A 19203-nucleotide genomic window follows, 5' to 3' on the forward strand; every position below is an offset into this window, starting at 1 on the left:
GTGGTTCTGGTCGGCTACGGAGTGCGCTGGCGTGCCGGTACACCTGAGTCGACGCTCAGGAACCTTCGGGCACCGACACGACAACCTCGTTGCGACGCCGGAATGCCAGCGTCCAGGGCGGATCGTAGAACCACATCATCGGCTCACTCGACATCTCGATACTGTTGGCGTGCAACACTTCTGACAATTTTTCCATCTGCGGCTCAACGTTGCCTCGGGCGCGGCTACCGCTGAAGCGCAGCACGGCGACTGTCTCCGCCGAAACCTCGACCAACTTCACGCGGTCGTCGTTGGGCGTTGGCAACGTCTCCATCGACCATGAGGACGGCATGAAGAACCGGATTACCCATTTGTCGCCGTCGGCGGTGCTCGACACCGGCGCCGTCATCGCGATTCGCTGGGAGTCAGCGGACGATTGACTGACAGGCGCTGTCATGGCGACCTTCTGTGAGCCCGTATTGCCACCGAAGATGTACCCGGCGAGGCGCCGAAACCCGTCCCGGCGTGCTTGTTCTTCATCCGCGTCAACCGTGGTCTGTGCGGCAATTCGCGGTTCATAGCGACGAATCTCCACCATGTCGGTCAACCGCCGACTGGTATAGGCAGGTTCCTCGGTGCCAATGCGAACACCGACGATGCCCAAGGCTGACTTGGCCACCTGGCCGATCGTGGACACAATTTTGTTCGGCATCGTCTCGTCCGATCTTTTATCGCGTGGTACCTACTCTCATTCCTACCAGCGCCGGCCACGGGCGGTCGGGACGAGCGATGCGGGCAGGAAAAGGATCAGCGGCCGCGACGAGCAAGGATCAGCGCGAATCGTTCCTGCGGGTCCGTCCAGAACTGGTCGACACCGAACCCGGCGTCGGCAAGCTCCGCGGTGATCCCTTCTCTGCGGAACTTGGCAGAGATCTCGGTGCGCACCTCTTCGCCCTCGGCGAATTCGATATCGAGGTCGAGGTCTCCGATGGCAACCTGCTGAGCGGATCGTGCGCGCAACCTCATTTCGATCCACTCGTTGTCTGCATCCCACACGGCAACATGATCGAACTGAGAGCGATCGAAATTCGCCCCTAGCCGATCGTTGAGTACCGACAGCACGTTGACGTTGAACTCTGCCGTCACACCGGCTGCGTCGTCGTATGCCGGGATCAGAACGTCCGGGTCGATGACCAGACCCACTCCGAGGACGAGGAATTCGTCGGGAATCAGTGCGCCGGCGATGTCGGACAGGAACCCCGCGCGCTCCTCGGGAATCAAATTGCCGAGCGTGCCGCCGAGGAAAGCGATGGTTCTCCGCCCGTCGGCGGGCAGATTCTGCAAGGTGTCAGTGAAGTCGCTGACGATCCCATGGACTTCGAGCGCAGGAAACTCGTGCGAAATCTGCTCGATTGCGCCGGACAACGCCGACGGCGAGACATCCTGTGGAACGTACTTTGCAAGCGAACCGTGTTTGATTCCGGCCTCGATCAGCAATCGAGTTTTCTCCGAAGAACCGGAACCGAGTTCGACGAGGATCGCCGCGTCGGTGCGCTCGGCGATGTCGTAGGCATGCGCCTCGATGAGTGCCCGCTCGGTTCGAGTTGGGTAGTACTCGGGCAACTCGGTGATCCGCTCGAACAATTCACTGCCAGTAGCGTCATAGAACCACTTGGGCGACAGCCACTTCGGCGATGCAGTCAGACCCTGCCTCACGTCCGATCGCAGGTCCTCCAGTAGCCGTTCCGGCGAAATATGGACATCCAATGCACTGTCTGACACGAAAAAGCTCCTTCAATCGAGGTCGGTGACATCGAGGTAACCGGGCCGGGCCACCACAAGCTGGTGATCCGCAATCGGTTCCCAGGACAAATCGTCGTCCAGCGGTTCGGACGCGAGGGTGATCGCGTCTTCGCCTCGTAGCGCGGACAACGAGTGATAGACGGTCGTGGCATAGAGCGTCTGCCCGTCGGAGAGCAGAAGATTCAGTCGTGAACTCGGCGATACGGATTCGACGCGGTTCACCAGGATGCGCAACGCCTTGTCCGGTTCGTGTTCACGAAGAAGGTTCGCCAAGATGACCCACAATGCTGCTGAATCCGTTGGTGCCGACAGTCGCAGGAGGTCCGTCAACGGGACTTGCTCGGCGAGGTCTGTCATCACCTCCGGCCAACCGAATACGACGCCGTTGTGACTGAAAGCCCAGGTGCCGTCGGTGAACGGGGCACATGCACTGCGCTCCACCGGCATTCCGACGGTAGCCGAGCGCACCGCAGCGACGATTGCCGTCGACTGTGCGGCTACGAGGACGTCGTCGACAGCTGGGTCCGACCAGATCGGCATCGGATTTCGGTAGCTGCGCACGGTATCCGCATCCCACCACGCGGCACCGAAGCCGTCGGCATTGATGGTGCCCCCGCCCCGCATGTCCTTTGGCGCCCACGATTGAACGCGCAGCGAATTGCCACCCGCCGTCACAGCGTCGGCGACGCTGCGCTGCGGGCCGAGGTAACCGAGATGACGGCACATTCAGCGTGCCTCGACATCGCGTGCGCACCGAAAGCCTGCGAAGATCTGCCGACGAATCGGGTGGTCCCAATTCCGGAACGTGCCCCGGCACACGACCTCGTCGGTACCGAACGAACCTCCGCGCAACACCTTGTAGTCGCCGCGGAGAAACACCTCGGAGTATTCGGCATAAGGAAAGGGCTCGAAGCCCGGGTAGGGCTCGAGATCCGAGGACGTCCATTCCCACATGTCTCCGATGAGTTGCTGCACACCCTGCGGTGTCGCCCCCGCTGGATAGGCCCCGATGTCGGCCGGTTCCAGATGCCGCTGACCCAAATTTGCGTGGGCTTCCGTCGGCTCTGCGTCGCCCCACGGGTACTTGCGGACCGAGCCGGTCGACGAGTCGAAACGCGCCGCTTTCTCCCACTCGGCCTCGGTCGGTAGGCGCTTGCCTGCCCAGCGCGCGTATGCCTCGGCCTCGAAGAAGCCGACGTGAACCACAGGCTGGCTCGGCCGAATCGGAGCCGTGACACCGAATCGTCGACGCCACCACGCACCGCCTGCGTCACGTTCCCAGAACATCGGCGCTCGGAGTCCCTCTGTGGTCCGGTGCGACCAACCGCGCTTGCTCCACAGATCTTCTCGGTCGTAACCACCGTCTTCGATGAAGTCCACATACCGACCGTTGGTGACCGGCGCGACGTCGAGGGCGAACGTGGGAACGAACACCGAGTGCGCAGGCCGTTCGATGTCGAGAGCCCACGGATCGAAAGTGGTGCCCATCGTGAACGGGCCGCCCTCGATCACGACCTCGCCGGCAGCTTCGACGGTAGGGGCGGGAGGCGCGGGCGCGGAGAGGACCGCGGGTCCGAGCCGTAGCTGGTGCGTGGCAAGCATGGTCTCGTCATGCTGCTGTTCATGTTGCGCAACCATGCCGAACGCGAACGCATCTCGCTCGAGCCTGCGCCCATCGAGAGGGCTGGACGCAAGAATGTCCCACACCTTCTCCCGCACGGTGCCGACATAGGCGCGAGCCTCATCCGGCGACAACAGAGGCAGCGACCGGCGACTCGACCGCGAGTGCTTGAACGCGTCGTACAGCTCGTCGATGTCCTGGCGCACCGGATCTCGGCCGCCGACGTCGCGGACGAGCCACAACTCCTCCTGATTGCCGATGTGCGCGAGATCCCACACCAGCGGGCTCATCAGTGGCGAGTGCTGCGCGGTCAGATCTGTTTCGTCGACGCTCTCGGTCAGCAGCGCACTCCGCGCACGACTACGCGTGAGTACAGTTTCGACTCGATCACGGAGCTGCTCGACCGTCACGACACCGTCTCCTTGCTCGTGGAATGGCCTGCGTTCATCGAACGGGTTACTGCGTCTCCTGGTTCGGGTGACTCACCCCTGCGACATCGCTCCGAGGCCGCTGACAACAAGGCCGAGTGATCACCTCCCACGCTTGCCGACAACCGCAGCAGCTCGACGGCGGTCTCGCGCAGGTCGGCATCCGCCAACCCGGACTGTGCGGCATCGATCCATCGGCCTGCAGTCCGGTGGGCGAGGGCGGTTGCTGCCTCGGTGACATTCGGAGTCGACAACAACGATTCGAACGCCGATGCCGGAACCACCCATTGGCCATCGGGTTGGGCGTCGAGGTAGCGAATCTCGAGGTGCCCGCAGGCGCGGACGTGCGGGAACAGCGTGGTCAAGTGGTAGTCGAGGTCAGCGGTAGTCGGCTGCCGCCCGGACAGTGCCGCGACATCTCCTGCAAGCCAATCCGAAAACGTCGCACCGAACGGTGCCTCCCAGCTCTCCCCTTCGCTGCGAATGCACAGCAGAGGGACGTCGAGCGCCCATCTCGCATAATCCGCCACGGGGTCGCCGGTGGCGGGCACCTCGGTGCGACTGTCATCGAGTTCGAGCCAGGTGCGCATGCGTTGCGAAGCCCAAGCGCCTTCCGGTGCGCCCCGGAGACGAGGCGAAGATGCGAACGCGGCAACGAATGCAGGTCCGATGGCCTCCAACATCTCCCACCGTGCAGCAACCTCGGCGCGATCGACCCCGGCGTCGACGCTGACCTGAGCTGCAGCGGTGTTGCACATCATCAGCTTCCCAAAAGGGCCGATGGTGGTGAAGCGATTCTCCATTGCGCAGTAGCGCGGCAGGACCAGCACTCGGTGCGCCTCACGCTCGGTGTCTGCGGGTACCGATGCCATATAGATGCCGCCCGCTTCCATGACAGAAGTGACCAAACGAGAGTCCGAATCCAATGCGTTCTGCAGTTCGGTCACCGATGCATGCGGTGAGCTGGAGAGTTCGATCTGGCCGCCCGGTTCGATCGTGACGGCGCTTCCGCCCGGCAACGTCAGGGCGGATGAATCAGGTGCAATGCTGCGCGGTGCGTAGTCCCCCAGCGCGGCGGCAAGATGTTCGAGTGACGGTCTGTCTCCGTCCTCGGCGTAAGTCAACCATTCCAATTCGGCGCCGATGAGCTGCGGCGGCCCTAGCTTGAAGCAGACCCTCGCCACATAGGCCTCGGCCGCAGGCCGAGAACTCAACCCGAGCGACTTCTCGTTGGACGACAAAGTGCCTCCTTGCATGATCCGCACTCGCCAAGTACGAATGTGGATCGAACTACCCAGGGGACGGAACTACCCAAGGCCGTGCTGCACGAAACGCGAATGCTGTGCAATCCTGCATCGACAATAACCAGAAGTGCATCACAGCGCACCGACAACTTTCTCGTACAGGAAGGCTCACTTACGGTGTTGGATCTCGAGAGAATTCGCCGCGACACCCCTGCCGCAGAGACCGCAGTTTTCCTCGACAGCGCCGGGTCCTCGTTGTCTCCGACCCCGGTCGTCGAGACTGCGGTTGCACACTTACGTCGAGAAGCCGTTGTCGGGGGCTACCGCGCTGCCATCGAGCGCAAGGACGATCTCGCCGCCGTCAAGACCTCGATCGCAACATTGATCGGTGCTCAGGCGTCGGATATTGCGTTGAGCGACAGCGCAACCCGCGCATGGAGTGATTTTTTCTATTCGATTCCGCTGGCTGCGGGTGATCGAATTCTGATGTGCGAAGTCGAGTACGCGAGCAACGCGATCGCAGCCCTGCAACGCGCGGCGGCGACGGGCGCGCGGGTCGAGATCGTGCCGAGTGATCCGACGGGGCAGATAGATCTCCTCGCGCTGGAAGAAATGCTCGACGAACGCGTCCGAATTGTCTCGCTCGTGCACGCTCCGACCAACGGCGGTCTGATCAATCCGGCTCGCGCCGTGGCCGATCTTGCGCATCGCTTCGGCGCACTCGTGTTGCTCGACGCGTGCCAGTCGATCGGTCAGATTCGCGTAGATGTCGCCGAACTCGGAGTGGACGCTCTGAGCGCAACCGGACGAAAATGGCTACGAGGGCCTCGGGGAACCGGATTCCTGTACCTGCGCCCAGAACTGTCCGCATCCTTGGAGCCGCCGGCCCTCGACCTACACAGCGCCCAGTGGGTCGGTGCCTCAGAATATCGGCTCGCGCCCGACGTCACTCGATTCGAATTCTGGGAATGCGACGTCGCAGCTCGGTTAGCGCTCGGTACCGCCGTCGACTACCTGCTCGATATCGGCATCGACAGTGCAGAAGAAGCGATATCCCAGCGTGCCGAATACCTGCGTACCGCGCTACGGGGTCTCGATGGTGTGTCGGTGCACGATCTGGGCGACCGCAGGAGCGGCATCGTGTCCTTCACAGTCGACGATCTAGCGCCGAATGACGTCCGCGAATTCCTGGCAGCCAAGGGCGTCACGGTCACCGTGAGTCCCCGCAGTTCGACGCTCCTCGACATGACGCATCGGAAACTCGTCGCCGTCGTACGGGCGTCACCGCACTATTTCCTCACGTTCGCGCAGCTGGACGACATGGTCGAGGCACTCCGCACCCGCTGAGTTCCGGATGCGCTGGACAGGCTGGTGGAGCCGTCGTGTAAAGTCTTCCGGGTTGTCTCGGCGAGGGTAGAACCTACACAGGATCTACCGTGATCGACGCGGCTCGGCCCCTGGCCTTGCTCGTACGTGTCAGCCCCGACGAGTCTTATCCGCCACAAGCGATACACCAGGAGCATTCACCACATGGCGCAAATTGTTAACAACCTCAAGGCCATCGTTCGCACCGAATTCGGCAAGGGTGCAGCCCGCCGCGCACGTCGCGACGGCCTCGTTCCTGCCGTTCTGTACGGACACGGAACCGATCCGCAGCACCTCGCGCTCGATTCGCGTGCCTTCGCCGGCGTTCTCCGTAACCACGGCACCAACGCCGTCCTGACGCTCGACATCGACGGCGCAGAGCAGGTCGCGCTCACCAAGTACATCGTCGTGCACCCGATCCGCCGCAGCATCGAGCATGCCGACCTCCTTGTCCTCAAGAAGGGCGAGCGCGTTGCCGTAGAGGTCAACGTCCTCATCGAGGGCGACGCCGCTGCAGGCACCCTGGTCTACACCGACTCGACCGTCATCGAAATCGACGCGGACGCACTGTCGATCCCCGAGTCGATCACCGTTTCGGTCGAGGGCCTCGAAGCCGGATCCCAGATCCTCGCAGGCGGCGTCACGCTGCCTGAGAACGTGACCTTGGTGTCCGACGCCGAACTGCTGCTCGTCAATGTCGTCGAGGCGCCGTCCGAGTCGGACCTCGAAGGCGATGCTGCCGAAGAGGCCGCTCCGGAAGCAACCGAGGGCAGCTCGGAAGAGTCCGCGAGCTGATCTCAGCCCTTTACTACCGACGCGCCGTTCCCTGCACTGGGAGCGGCGCGTTGTTGTTTGCACACAAATGGAAGCATGGTCGCTGTGAATGTAGAGCCAGCCCTGATCGTCGGACTCGGGAACCCCGGATCTCAGTACGAGGCGACGCGGCACAACGTGGGTTTCATGGTCGCCGACGTGTTGGCCGCTCGTATCGGTGCAAAGTTCTCTTCGCACAAGAAGTCCAATTCAGAGGTGATTCAGGCGCGCCTGAGCGATCGTCCGGTGGTGGTGGCCAAGCCGCGCACGTTCATGAACCTGTCGGGTCAGCCGGTGGCCGCCCTTGCACGGTTCTTTTCCGTCGATCCGAGCAACATCGTGATCGTGCACGACGAACTCGACATCGAGTTCGGATCGATTCGCCTCAAGCTCGGCGGCGGTGAGGGCGGACACAACGGCCTTCGTTCGATTTCACAGCAGCTGGGCACCAAGGACTACCTGCGCACGCGGGTCGGGGTCGGCCGACCGCCGGGCCGAATGGATGCTGCCGCGTATGTCCTGAAGCCGTTCTCCGCAGCCGAACGCAAAGATCTCGGCGTGATCTGCGAGGAAGCTGCCGATGCGGCTGAACTACTTCTACGCGACGGGCTCGAAGCTGCGCAGAACCACGTTCATCCGCGCTGAAGCAAACACCGTTTTTGCGAACCTTCGCGCCCTGTTCACGTCCGAGCACGTGTGTGCGCTTTACAAAAAGGGTGCGCGCTACCACAGCAACGCAGCCGAATTGGCCCGACGCAGTTTGCCCGAGGACGTCTTCGGAATCGACCCAGGTCCCAGGACGGCGACTGTGCGGGGCCGAACGCCTACCTCCGAATGCACTGCGTGGACCACTTCGCGTTCGATCCGCTTGACTTCCTCCGGATCACGAAAATCGTTGGTTTCCACGGCAACTGCGAAACTTTCACGCTTGTCACCGGCGTCCAGACGGATTGCGACGGCGTTGCCCGGGCGCACTCCGCGCACCGACCCTGCAGCCCTCTCGATGTCGGTGGGATAGATGTTGCGGCCGCCCATGATGATGACGTCTTTGATGCGCCCGCACACCACAACCAGACCGTCCTCGGTGAAGTACCCGACGTCACCGGTATCGAGCCAACCGTCTTCGTCCTGGGTTGCTACCGGGCCGTCGACGGTGATGTATCCGGGGGTCACCGCTTTGCCGCGTACTTCGATGATGCCGACACCACGCGGTGTCAGTACCTGTCCTTCCTTGTCCACCACGCGCCCTTCGAGATTCGGCACCATCTTCCCGAGCGTCGCCAGGGTCCGCACGTTGCCCTTGGTGGCTGGTACTGCCCGACCCATCACCTCGAGTAGGTCTGCGTCGACGACGTCGAGCATCTGCCCTTGATGTGGGTCCGGAATGGACACGGCCAGAGTCGTTTCCGCCATACCGTAGACAGGGGCAAGGGCTAGCGGATCGAGTTGGTACGGCCGCCCGGCCTCGGCGAGCGCCGTCATCGTGTCCGGATCTACCGGCTCGGCGCCGTTCCAGGCGTAGCGCAGTGAGCTCAGATCCAAATCGAAATCGTCCTCTGCCTGCCGGAGCCGTCGAGCGAGTAGTGAGTAGGCGAAATTCGGTGCCGCCGTTACAGTTCCGCGGTACTTGTCGATCAGCTTGGCCCACAGCAGTGGTGAACGCAGGAAGTCCAGTGGAGTGATGCTGACGACCTCGGCCCCGACTTGCATGGGCACGGTGAGAAATCCGACCATACCCATGTCGTGAAACAACGGCAGCCAACTGACCATGACGTCGCGGTCGACATCGAACTCGATCCGGTCGATCATGGCGTACGCGTTGACGTAGAAGTTCTCATGGGTGATCCGCACCGCTTTGGGTGACCCGGTGGACCCCGACGTCAACTGTTGGAGCGCGATGTCGGACTCCGAGGTGTCGATCGGATCGATGGGAAGGCCACGACGCAAGTCCTCGATCGTCAACACGGTGATGCCGCGTTCCTCGAGAATCGGGGCGGCGACGTCGAACGGGGCGCCGAGTACGACGGCTTTGGAGTCGATCATCTTCACCACGGATTCGGTGTCCTGCCCCCATACGGCAAGGTCGGTCCGCGGCGTCGGCTGATGCAGCATCGTGACCGAGCTGCCGCGCATCCAAGTGGCCTGGCAGGCGGGTGCGATGTCCACCGGCTGCCCGGCGAGTACGCCGATCGCGTCTCCGTGCCCGATGCCTGCCTCGGCCAGAGCGCCTGCCATCGCGCGCGCATCCTGGTGGATCTCACCCCAGGACTGACGCAGCGGCTGGCCAGGCTCGCCGGTCACGAGTCCGCGACGACTGGATTTTGCCGTCGCGAACATTTCTTCGGTGAACTTACTCAATGCCATCTCCTCGTCGAGCGAGCGTGGTCGCGGCAGGTGGTGTTCAGGTTATTCAATCCTCGCGCGGAGGTGAACCGTTACCGCTGATTCGTCCGAGTACCCTGGTACGAGCCCGATGCCGCACAACGTGAGATTGAGGTTCGTTTGAGTACGCCGCCCGATTCGGTAGACGCTCCGGTCGACAAGAGCAGTACCGCCACCGAGTCGACGGCGCAGCCGAAGAATCCGCACAAGGAACTCGTCCACGAGGTCCATCGCAGGCGCACCTTCGCCGTGATCTCCCACCCCGATGCCGGTAAGTCCACGCTCACCGAGGCCCTCGCGCTGCACGCCCGAGTGATCTCTGAGGCGGGTGCCACCCACGGCAAAGCCGGTCGCCGCGCCACGGTCTCGGACTGGATGGAAATGGAGAAGGCACGCGGCATTTCGGTGAGTTCGACCGCGCTGCAGTTCAACTACCAACTCGACCCGAGCGTCGACGAGATCAACGTCATCAACCTCGTGGACACTCCCGGCCACGCCGACTTCTCCGAGGACACCTACCGGGTTCTGACCGCTGTCGATGCGGCAGTCATGCTCATCGATGCAGCCAAGGGCCTGGAACCACAGACGCTCAAGCTTTTTCAGGTGTGCCGCCAGTTCGGCATTCCGGTCATCACCGTCATCAACAAGTGGGACCGGCCGGGCCAGTCGCCGTTGGAACTCCTAGACGAGATCGAACAGCGCATCGGACTGACACCGACCCCGTTGTACTGGCCTGTCGGCATCGCAGGAGACTTCCGGGGCCTGCTCGACGTCAGGGCAGGCAATTACATCCGATTCACTCGCACCGCTGGTGGCGCCACTATCGCCCCCGAGGAATTGATGGATGCCGACGCTGCCGCTGCGCGTGAGGGCATCGAGTGGGACACGGCGGTGGAAGAGAGCGAACTCCTGGTTGCAAGCGGCCAGGGCCACGATCAGGAAATGTTCCTCGCCGGCCAGACGTCGCCTGTCATTTTCGGTTCGGCGATGCTCAACTTCGGGGTTCGCCAGATCCTGGACACCCTGGTGGCGCTTGCGCCGCAGCCCGGACCGCGGGAAGACGTCAAGGGCACTGCGAGGGAAGTGACCGATCCGTTCAGCGCGGTGGTGTTCAAGGTGCAGGCTGGAATGGATACAGCCCACCGGGACCGGCTGGCGTTCATGCGCGTCGTGTCGGGCGTATTCGAGCGCGGCATGGTCGTGACGCACTCGCAGACCGGTAAGCCCTTCACCACCAAGTACGCCTTGACCGTCTTCGGCCGGGAGCGGACCACCGTCGAGCACGCGTATCCCGGCGACGTCGTAGGACTCGTCAACGCCACCGCTCTCGCACCCGGTCACACGTTGTACACGGAGAAGAAGGTCGAGTATCCGCCGATTCCTTCGTTCGCGCCCGAGCACTTCGCACTGTTGCGCGTGGACAGCGCCGACAAGTACAAGAAGTTCCGTCGCGGTGTGGAGCAATTGGACTCCGAGGGTGTTGTTCAGGTGTTGCGCAACGATGTTCGCGGTGACGCTTCGCCGGTTCTCGCAGCTGTCGGTCCCATGCAGTTCGAGGTCGTCATGGCCCGAATGAAAGCCGAGTTCGGTGTCGATGCTCGTCTGGAACCGCTGGGCTATTCGCTCGCTCGTCGGACCGACACCGAGTCTGCGGTCGAGTTGGGTCGCCAGCGCGGCGTGGAGGTTTTCACGCGGACGGACGGCGTCCTGCTCGCTCTCGTCAGCGACAAGTGGCGTTTGCAGTATCTCCAGAAGGAGATGCCCGAACTGACGCTGGAGCCCCTCGTCGCTGCGGGTGAGTAACCCACAACGGGAAAATACTCGCAACCGGACCGGCTAAACAGTCATAGTGCTACGCTTCCGAAGTCCGAACGGGCTTCGGGTACGTTTCATACTCGAGTGTGACGCTTTGCACGCCGAGACGTGGCTCGATACAGGTTCTTCACGACGTGAGGTCTTCTATGACGCAGGGTTCCAGCTATCCGCAGGCGGGAATCAAGATCGGCCAAACACCGGCTCACCGGTTGAGTACGCCGACCCCGAAATTGGCCGCGGACATTTTGCCACCTTGGGCAGAGTCGCCGGCATCGACCAATCCGAAGACCGCCACACCCCCGGCGAAGGCTCCCGTCGAGATGGCACCTACTGCGCCCACGAAGCCTGCGATCACGCAGGAAGCAGAGCAGTCGGGCATGAAGCAGGAACCCGTAAGTGCCGTCCCCGAGCAGCCGTCCAAAGATTCGAACGAGGTTGAAGTGACTACTAGCGATCAGATCTCCGAGCACGGCCTGCCGACCAACGGCCGATCGAGCACCTACGCCACGAACGGCGCCGGCAGCGGCACGTCGTCGAGCCCGGCACGCGGCGCTGCACCTGACCGCCGGACCGCGATGGGTGTTGCCTCGGTACGCATAGCGGGCCGACTCACTCAGAACGAGCTGGGCAGCCGCACCGGTGACATCCGTACCCCGGACACCTCGGTCGGCCCCGACGAGCTACTCCAGCTCCTGGGCGAGTACCTCACCTCCGGTGGGTTGCAGAACCCTGAAATACATGTCAGGTCCAACGGTCAGACCATCGTGCTCGATCTGCTCAACCCGGCCAAGGGCTACCGCTGATCTCTCGTAACACGTGACGGAACACCTCTGGCTCGACTATGTCCAGTACCAGAGGGTTCCAACTCCTTCAGGGCTATTCGCGCTCTTCCAGGCGCGACGGCCGAGCATCTTCAGGAATGTCAGCGGGAGCGCACGGACGTTCCTCGGCTGTGAACCAGCCACGGTAGTGGAACAGCCGACCCAATGTCGGGCTGGTGACGTCGATCTGAATGCGATGCCGCTGCTCGCCCTCGTCCCACCACTCGCGTCCGGTTGTCAACGCAGAGGCGAACGCGGGGACGCGCATCCCGCGTATCCGTGGAGCGCCGCTCTCGAGCAGGATTCCACCATCGGCGTCCGCGCTACATCGGGTGTGTACCAGCATGTCCGAGCTGTATCCCAGATAGTCCAGCGCAACCTCGTGCCCCTGTGACACGGCCGGTGTGACCATCACCGAGTTCATGCCCTGCGGCTTTCCGACGAAGGAAAAGCGGCGCACGAACGACATCGTTTCCCGACCCAGATCGTCGGTGTACGCGTAGTTCGCGACGGTGAAGGGAACACCGGTTCCTCGGCCCCCGGGGAACAATCCTCGCCGGGCCCCGAGCGCCAGAACTGGCCGCGTCACCAATGCAGAATGGGTCATTTCTTCCATGACGCCGACGCCGATCTGGCAGAGCCCGTCCGCCGCGGACAGTCCGAAGCGCCATTGGACCTTGGGATGTAGATCCTCGAACGAATCACCCATGGCCGTGCGCACCACGGACGTCACTGAGCGGACCCCATCTCGGCGCTCGGCTGGAAGCTCGGTATGAAAAGTGTGGACACGATGTACTCGTAGGTCCTCTCGTATCCGGTCTGCGCGATCCGCCCAACCGTCCTGCTTTCGAAAGTACCTACCGCCGTCGGGCCCCGCCATCATGTGCAGGTCACTCCAGCTCGGCGGCCAGTTCCATCCAACGCTCCTCGGCGACGTCCTTGTCCGCCACCACCTGCTTGAGCTCGGTATCCAACGCCACGAGCTTGCCCGTATCGGTGGCCACCTCGGCCAGTTCGGCGTGGAGCTCCGCTTCCCGCTTCGACAAGCGTATGACGGACTTCTCCAGCTTGCTGAGCTCTTTCCGTGCAGCCCTCTCGGATCCGGCGTCACGCACAGCGGTCTTGACGACACCGCCGGTGGTCAGCGAATCCGGTGTGGCCTCGGCCGCCATCACCGCGCGCCGACGCAAGTACTCCTCGATGCCACCGGGCAGGTTGGTGAGCTTGCCATCACCGAACAGTGCCCAGGTCGAGTCACAGATCCGCTCGATGAGGTACCGGTCGTGGCTGATGACCACCATTGTCCCGGCCCAGCCGTCGAGCAGGTCCTCGAGCTGTTGCAGTGTGTCGATATCGAGATCATTGGTGGGCTCGTCGAGCAACAGCACGTTGGGCTCCGCCATCAATACCCGGGTGAGCTGCAGCCGTCGACGCTCACCGCCGGACAGATCGCCGACCGGAGTGCGCTGACGGGCCGGGGTGAACCCGAGGCGTTCGGCAAGCTGGCCCGCCGATACCTCTTTGTCGCCCAAGGTAATTCGCTCAGCTACCTCTTTGACTGCGTCGAGAACTCGCAGCTTCTTGGGCAGATCGTCCAATTCCTGCTTGAGCCAACCGATCTTGACGGTCTGACCTTGAATACGCTTGCCAGCGGCGGGTTCCAACTCACCGGCGAGGGTGCGCAGGAGCGTGGTCTTACCTGAACCGTTGACCCCGACCAGACCCACTCGCTCACCTGGCGCAAGGCGCCAGGTGAAGTCACGGACCAATTCCCGGCCGTCCGGAGTTTCCAGTCGCGCATCTTCGAGTTCGATGACGACCTTGCCGAGGCGACGCTGCGCGAACGACGCCAATGCAACGGAGTCGCGCGGCGCAGGCACGTCGGCGATCAACGCTTCGGCCGCTTCGATCCGGTACTTGGGCTTCGAGGTCCTGGCCGGTGCGCCGCGACGCAGCCATGCCAGCTCCTTACGCGCAAGGTTGCGGCGACGCTCCTCGGAAGCATCTGCCTGCCTGCTGCGCTCGGCACGGGCGAACACCCAGTCGTTGTATCCACCCTCGTAGGTTTCGACGCCGCCGCCGACGACCTCCCACGTCTTGTTCGCCACCGTGTCGAGGAACCAACGATCGTGAGTGACGACGACGAGAGCGCTCCGACGCGACACCAGATGCGCGGCGAGCCATTGCACGCCTTCTACGTCGAGATGGTTGGTCGGCTCGTCGAGCACCAACAGGTCGAGATCCTGGACGAGGGCCGCCGCCAGCGCGACTCTTCGGCGTTCACCACCGGACAGGTTGTCGATGGACGCGTCGAGCCCCGAGCTACCGGTCGGACCGAGGTCGGCAATACCGATGCCGGTCAGGATGTTTCGTACGCGCGAGTCGCCCGCCCACTCGTGCTCGGCCATGCCGAGCGGGTCGAGCACGACCTGCCCGACCGTCGAGCCCGGAGGCAGCACACCGCGCTGGGTGACGACGGCCATTCGCAGTCCACCGACCCGACTGACCCGCCCCGAGTCGGGCGGCTCGATGCCGGCGAGAACCTCGAGCGTGGTGGTCTTGCCACCACCGTTGAGGCCGACCATGCCGATGCGTTCGCCCTCCTGCACACCGAGGGACACTCCGTCGAGTAGCGGTTTGACGCCGAAAGACTTGGAGACGTTTTCGAGATTGACGAGATTGACCATCAGGAGAAACCAATCGATTCACTAGTTACCACGCGAGCGCCGGGAACCGGGCCACTCGCGACACGTACGGTGCGGCAGACACCCGCACCGGATAGTTCAGCACTGACCGACACTGCGGTATCAGCGTCAGCACACAGAAAAGCGCACGTGGGACCGGACCCGGAGACTATCCCTGCCAGAGCGCCGGCGTTCACCCCTGCGCGCAAGGTGCGGCGCAGTTGCGGAAGCAGCGACAGCGCAGCAGCCTGCAGATCGTTACCGAGAAGCGGCGCAAGCGCATTCGCATCACCGGTCGCGAGCGCATGCATCAGAGCCTCGGGCTCACCGAGGCGCGGCGGGTTGCCCTTGGCGCGCAACTCGTCCAACTCGGCGAACACGGCAGGGGTCTGCAGTCCACCCTTGGCCAAGGCGAGTACCCAATGGAATGTGTTGCGCGAGAGGATAGGAAGCAGCTTCTCCCCTCGGCCGGTACCCATCGCAGTTCCGCCGTGCAATACGAACGGGACATCGCTGCCGAGCTTGGCGGCCAGGTCGGTCAATTCCGCTCGGGAGAGATCCAGATCCCACAGGGCGTTGAGCGCGACGAGCGTCGCCGCTGCGTCCGTGCTCCCACCAGCCATACCGCCCGCCACCGGAATGCCCTTGTCGATGGTGATCTCGACGCCCGGCTCACGTCCGACAGCGTCGGCAAGAAGCACCGCGGCCTTCCACACCAGATTGCGCTCGTCGGTCGGAACCGACCGCGCATCGTCGCCGCAAACGCTCACTCGCAAGGCCCGTGCCGGCACCACCGAGACTTCGTCGGCCAACGACAGCGCCTGAAACACCGTGGTGAGCTCGTGATAGCCATCCTCGCGCAGGTCACCGACCGAGAGGTGCAAATTCACCTTGGATGGAGCCCTGACGACTACGGGGCTGGGGACGACTGAGAGCACGAGGGTCAACAGTAGTGGAGAAATCGAGGGACCCCACATTCGTGTGGCCGTCCTAACTCCCGAATCACCCCGACTGCGGACAGCATCGGTCCGCAATAACTGCCATTATCGGGGTATGCGGGAAACCTCGGCACGACTTCTGAAGTTGCTGTCCCTGCTCCAGACACGACGGGACTGGGCAGGGGCCGACCTCGCGGACCGACTGAACGTCACCCCGCGCACCGTCAGACGCGATGTAGACAAGCTCCGCGAGATCGGATACCCGGTCCACGCCACCGCAGGCGTTGGCGGCGGATATCAGCTGGGTGCGGGCGCCGAAATGCCGCCCCTGCTGCTCGACGACGACGAAGCACTCGCAGTGGCATTCGGACTCCAATCCGCGGCCGGTGGCTCGGTAGCGGGAATCGGGGAGGCGTCGTTGCGCGCGCTGACCAAGTTGCGCCAGGTGATGCCGTCGCGCATTCGGCACCGACTCGACGCCCTGCGCATCGACGTCGTAGATCGACCAGCTGCGCGATCCGCCGTCGACGCTGCGGTGCTGTCGGCGGTTGCGGGCGTCTGCCATGGCCACGAACGACTGCGATTCGACTACCGCAGCCACGACGGGACCGAGACCCGACGCGAGGTGGAGCCCTACAGCCTGGTGCGGGCGGGCTCGCGGTGGTATCTACTCGGCTGGGACCTGACCCGTCAGGACTGGCGATCGTTCCGCGTCGACCGACTGCAACCCAAGATCCCGACAGGTCCGCGTTTTACCCCACGAGAATTGCCCGACGGCGGGGCAGCGGCATTCGTCGCGCGGGGAATCGACCGTGCACTCGCTCAGGTGCAGGCACGGATACGGCTGCACTCACCGATCGAGACGATCGCACCGATGGTCGACGCGGAATGGGGCACCCTCGAGTCCGCAAGCGACGAGACCTGCATCCTCGCGTTGGCCGGAGATTCTCTACCCTCGATCGCTCGATGGCTGTCCGCCTTCGACACCGACTTCACGGTCCTCGATCCGCCGCAACTCGCCGACGAGTGCCGGGTGCTCGCGGAGCGACACACAATGCTCAGCCGTCGGTACCGAGCGGGTGCTGACGGAGTGTGACCTGCCGGGGCGCGCTGAAGCCCACCCGCTGAAGCCCACCCATTGGGCGCTTGAATGAACCACAGAAGTTATCTGATCGTATGAGTGGACCATCGAAGCGATGCGGAGCGGACTGATACCGGACCGCCCGCGCAACCGTCAGGTCAGGCTTCGGTTGCCGCCAACCGCACGTAGGCAGCGGCGTCGAGAGTTTCCCCGCGAGCGGATGGGTCGATCCCGGCCTCGCGTAACCGGCGCTCCGCGATGACCGGCGAGCCGGCCCAACCTGCGAGTGCGGCACGTAGGGTTTTGCGACGTTGCGCGAATGCGGCATCGATGACGGCGAATACGGCACGTCGATGGGTGTCGTTCATGGACCACGGTGGCTCTGCGTAGCGATCGAGCCGTACCAGCCCGGACTCCACTTTCGGTACCGGCCAAAATACCGAACGCCCGACGGATCCTGCGCGTTTGACGGTTCCGAAAAAGCCTGCCTTGACGCTGGGGATGCCGTAGATCTTGTTGCCGGGGTCTGCGGCGAGTCGATCGGCTACTTCTGCCTGCACCATCACCAAAGCGGTGCGGAGCGAAGGCAGTTCCGAAAACAGGTGCAGCAGAACCGGAACCGCAACGTTGTAGGGAAGATTCGCAACGAGGGCAGCCGGCTCCCCCGGAATGTCGGCAGCCCTGATTCGCAGCGCGTCGTGTTCGACGACGGTGAGACGGTCGGCCAGCGACGGTGCTCGCTCGGCAACTGTCTGCGGCAAACGTGATGCCAGCTTCGGATCGATCTCGATGGCAATGACTGCGTCTGCGACGTCGAGCAGAGCCAGGGTCAGCGAGCCGAGGCCGGGGCCGACTTCGAGGACGGTATCGCTGCCACGGATGTCGGCTGCGGCCGCGATGCGTCGCACCGTATTGGCGTCGTGCACGAAGTTCTGGCCGAGTTGTTTGGTAGGACGCACGTCCAATTCGGCGGCGAGAGATCGCACCTCCGCGGGCCCTAGCAGCGCCGCGGGTTCCCGCACATGTTCTTGCACTGTGAAAACTCTACGCACCTGTCATCGGTAGCCGAGGCGGGAGGTGCATGCCGGCCACGCGCCCCATCCCTGTGACTTCTGAGTCACCGAAGCGATGGCGATCTGCTCTTCGCGGCTTGCAAGGTCAGCGCGAGGCGCGTATTTGAGGCCGCCTTGGCGCTCCCAGGTGTTCTGGTCGAACTGCACTCCGCCGAAGAATCCGTTGCCGGTGTTGATGGCCCAGTTGCCGGTTGCTTCGCATTGTGCGAGTGCGTCCCAGGTGCTGCCGTTCTCGACGGGCGGGACCTCGGTACCCGGCTTGGCACCGACTCGAACCACTTTCGGCTGTGCCGGGACCTTGACGGTCTCGGCTACCTTTTCGCGGTCGACTTCCTTGCCGTTCACGGTATTGATCGCCCAGGTGATGTCGGAGATGCCGGGTGCGCCGGGATTCTCGACGACGGTACGGCTCATGTTCATCGTCGGATCCTCGATGCGCTGCTCGGGTGGCGCCACATCGGCGGTCTCGGACTTGGTCTCGGTTCGATCTCGGGTGACGACGATCGACGCGCCCTCGGTGACGATCTCGTCGGGCGCAGGGACCACCGTGTCGGCTTCTTGGAGTGGCGCGCCTGCCTGCTCGAGGAGTTCCCGAACCGTAGGTGCGGCCAGCGTCACCGGTGCGGCAGGCGCAGCTCCGTCGACGAGCGAGACCTGCTTGGGCAGTGCGATTTCCAGCGACGTGCCTTCCAGGGGCAGTCGTTCACCGCGAGAAGCGGAAACGTGCACGTCCTCGGCCAGATCCATCTGCGAAAGAGCTTCGTCGACCGTCAACGCTGTGGTCCAGACGGCTCGGGGTTGGCCATCCACCGTCACGCTCAGTTCGCGAGCGCGCCGGAGGACGACCGTCTCGCCGTCGGACAGCGACGAATCGCCGGAAGGCACTACAAGATCCTTGTCACTCGGTTCGTATCCAGCCGCGCCCAGCGCGCCGTTGACGTCGGACGTCATCGTGCTGAGCGTGATCATCTCGCCATCGACGTCGATTGTCACGGTTTTGTGACGAGCGACGGCGGTGACGCCCCCGACGATCAACGTCGTCAGCAGCGCGGCGACCACCAGGTAAAAGGTCAAAGACCTGGTGGAGTTCAGGCGGGCAATACTAGACACAAGCGATTCCTGGATTCTGGAGCGTTACCTTCTGTTCGAAACGCCC

At 63.5% G+C, this 19203-nt stretch carries 17 protein-coding genes; 6 read left to right on the forward strand and 11 right to left on the reverse strand.

The window, feature by feature from the left end; translation table 11 throughout:
• Positions 1-55 precede the first annotated feature (55 nt).
• From BJI47_RS01585 to egtA, 5 genes are all read right to left on the reverse strand, one after another.
• Positions 56-691, reverse strand: coding sequence for a heme-binding protein (locus tag BJI47_RS01585; RefSeq protein ID WP_088942056.1), 636 nt, complete (start codon positions 689-691; stop codon positions 56-58).
• A gap of 95 nt (positions 692-786) precedes the next feature.
• Complete coding sequence (egtD, locus tag BJI47_RS01590; protein WP_088942057.1) at positions 787-1761, reverse strand: L-histidine N(alpha)-methyltransferase; 975 nt, start codon at positions 1759-1761, stop codon at positions 787-789.
• Between the two features lie 12 nt (positions 1762-1773).
• Positions 1774-2508: an ergothioneine biosynthesis protein EgtC gene (egtC, locus tag BJI47_RS01595; RefSeq protein ID WP_088942058.1), complete on the reverse strand. Its 735-nt coding sequence runs from the start codon at positions 2506-2508 to the stop codon at positions 1774-1776.
• Positions 2509-3813: an ergothioneine biosynthesis protein EgtB gene (gene egtB / locus BJI47_RS01600; RefSeq protein WP_088942059.1), complete on the reverse strand. Its 1305-nt coding sequence runs from the start codon at positions 3811-3813 to the stop codon at positions 2509-2511.
• Positions 3810-5087 (reverse strand): ergothioneine biosynthesis glutamate--cysteine ligase EgtA, encoded by a 1278-nt coding sequence (gene egtA / locus BJI47_RS01605; protein WP_088942117.1) that lies wholly within the window; start codon positions 5085-5087, stop codon positions 3810-3812. The genes egtB and egtA overlap by 4 nt, the downstream gene beginning before the upstream one ends.
• A 165-nt stretch (positions 5088-5252) precedes the next feature.
• On the opposite strand from egtA, the gene BJI47_RS01610 reads away from it, so the two are divergent.
• The 3 genes from BJI47_RS01610 (at position 5253) to pth (ending at position 7898) form a co-directional block, all read left to right on the forward strand.
• Positions 5253-6422: an aminotransferase class V-fold PLP-dependent enzyme gene (locus tag BJI47_RS01610; protein ID WP_088942118.1), complete on the forward strand. Its 1170-nt coding sequence runs from the start codon at positions 5253-5255 to the stop codon at positions 6420-6422.
• Positions 6423-6605: 183 nt separating this feature from the next.
• A complete protein-coding gene (locus BJI47_RS01615; RefSeq protein ID WP_088942060.1) occupies positions 6606-7235 on the forward strand; it encodes a 50S ribosomal protein L25/general stress protein Ctc in 630 nt (209 codons plus the stop codon).
• A gap of 84 nt (positions 7236-7319) precedes the next feature.
• A complete protein-coding gene (gene pth, locus BJI47_RS01620) occupies positions 7320-7898 on the forward strand; it encodes an aminoacyl-tRNA hydrolase (protein WP_088942119.1) in 579 nt (192 codons plus the stop codon).
• A gap of 78 nt (positions 7899-7976) precedes the next feature.
• Here the strand turns inward: pth and BJI47_RS01625 are convergent, their stop codons facing one another.
• Positions 7977-9611: a fatty acyl-AMP ligase gene (locus BJI47_RS01625; RefSeq protein ID WP_088942120.1), complete on the reverse strand. Its 1635-nt coding sequence runs from the start codon at positions 9609-9611 to the stop codon at positions 7977-7979.
• Between the two features lie 144 nt (positions 9612-9755).
• Between BJI47_RS01625 and BJI47_RS01630 the strand changes: the two genes are divergently transcribed.
• Positions 9756-11438: a peptide chain release factor 3 gene (locus BJI47_RS01630; protein WP_088942061.1), complete on the forward strand. Its 1683-nt coding sequence runs from the start codon at positions 9756-9758 to the stop codon at positions 11436-11438.
• A gap of 158 nt (positions 11439-11596) precedes the next feature.
• A complete protein-coding gene (locus tag BJI47_RS01635; RefSeq protein ID WP_088942062.1) occupies positions 11597-12253 on the forward strand; it encodes a hypothetical protein in 657 nt (218 codons plus the stop codon).
• A gap of 73 nt (positions 12254-12326) precedes the next feature.
• Here BJI47_RS01635 and BJI47_RS01640 read toward each other — a convergent pair whose 3' ends face one another.
• The 3 genes from BJI47_RS01640 to BJI47_RS01650 all read right to left on the reverse strand — a co-directional run bounded on the left by BJI47_RS01640 (position 12327) and on the right by BJI47_RS01650 (position 15893).
• Positions 12327-13004, reverse strand: a complete 678-nt coding sequence (locus BJI47_RS01640) for a DUF4166 domain-containing protein (RefSeq protein ID WP_088942063.1) — start codon at positions 13002-13004, stop codon at positions 12327-12329.
• A 157-nt stretch (positions 13005-13161) separates the two neighbouring features.
• Positions 13162-14958, reverse strand: coding sequence for an ABC-F family ATP-binding cassette domain-containing protein (locus tag BJI47_RS01645; protein ID WP_088942064.1), 1797 nt, complete (start codon positions 14956-14958; stop codon positions 13162-13164).
• A complete protein-coding gene (locus BJI47_RS01650) occupies positions 14958-15893 on the reverse strand; it encodes a 4-(cytidine 5'-diphospho)-2-C-methyl-D-erythritol kinase (RefSeq protein ID WP_088942065.1) in 936 nt (311 codons plus the stop codon). Before BJI47_RS01650 ends, BJI47_RS01645 begins: the two co-directional genes overlap by 1 nt.
• Positions 15894-16008: 115 nt before the next feature.
• Here BJI47_RS01650 and BJI47_RS01655 point away from each other — a divergent pair, with 115 nt between their 5' ends.
• Entirely contained in the window at positions 16009-16989 is a 981-nt protein-coding gene (locus BJI47_RS01655) for a YafY family protein (RefSeq protein ID WP_088942066.1), read from the forward strand.
• A gap of 143 nt (positions 16990-17132) precedes the next feature.
• On the opposite strand, the gene rsmA is transcribed toward BJI47_RS01655, so the two are convergent.
• Both rsmA and BJI47_RS01665 read right to left on the reverse strand, forming a co-directional pair.
• Entirely contained in the window at positions 17133-18008 is an 876-nt protein-coding gene (gene rsmA, locus BJI47_RS01660) for a 16S rRNA (adenine(1518)-N(6)/adenine(1519)-N(6))-dimethyltransferase RsmA (protein WP_088942067.1), read from the reverse strand.
• Positions 18009-18029: 21 nt separating this feature from the next.
• On the reverse strand, positions 18030-19157 hold the full coding sequence (locus tag BJI47_RS01665; RefSeq protein ID WP_088942068.1) for a resuscitation-promoting factor: 1128 nt from the start codon (positions 19155-19157) through the stop codon (positions 18030-18032).
• Positions 19158-19203: the final 46 nt, after the last annotated feature.

The organism is Rhodococcus sp. 1168 (assembly GCF_002091955.1).
Classification (GTDB): domain Bacteria; phylum Actinomycetota; class Actinomycetes; order Mycobacteriales; family Mycobacteriaceae; genus Rhodococcoides.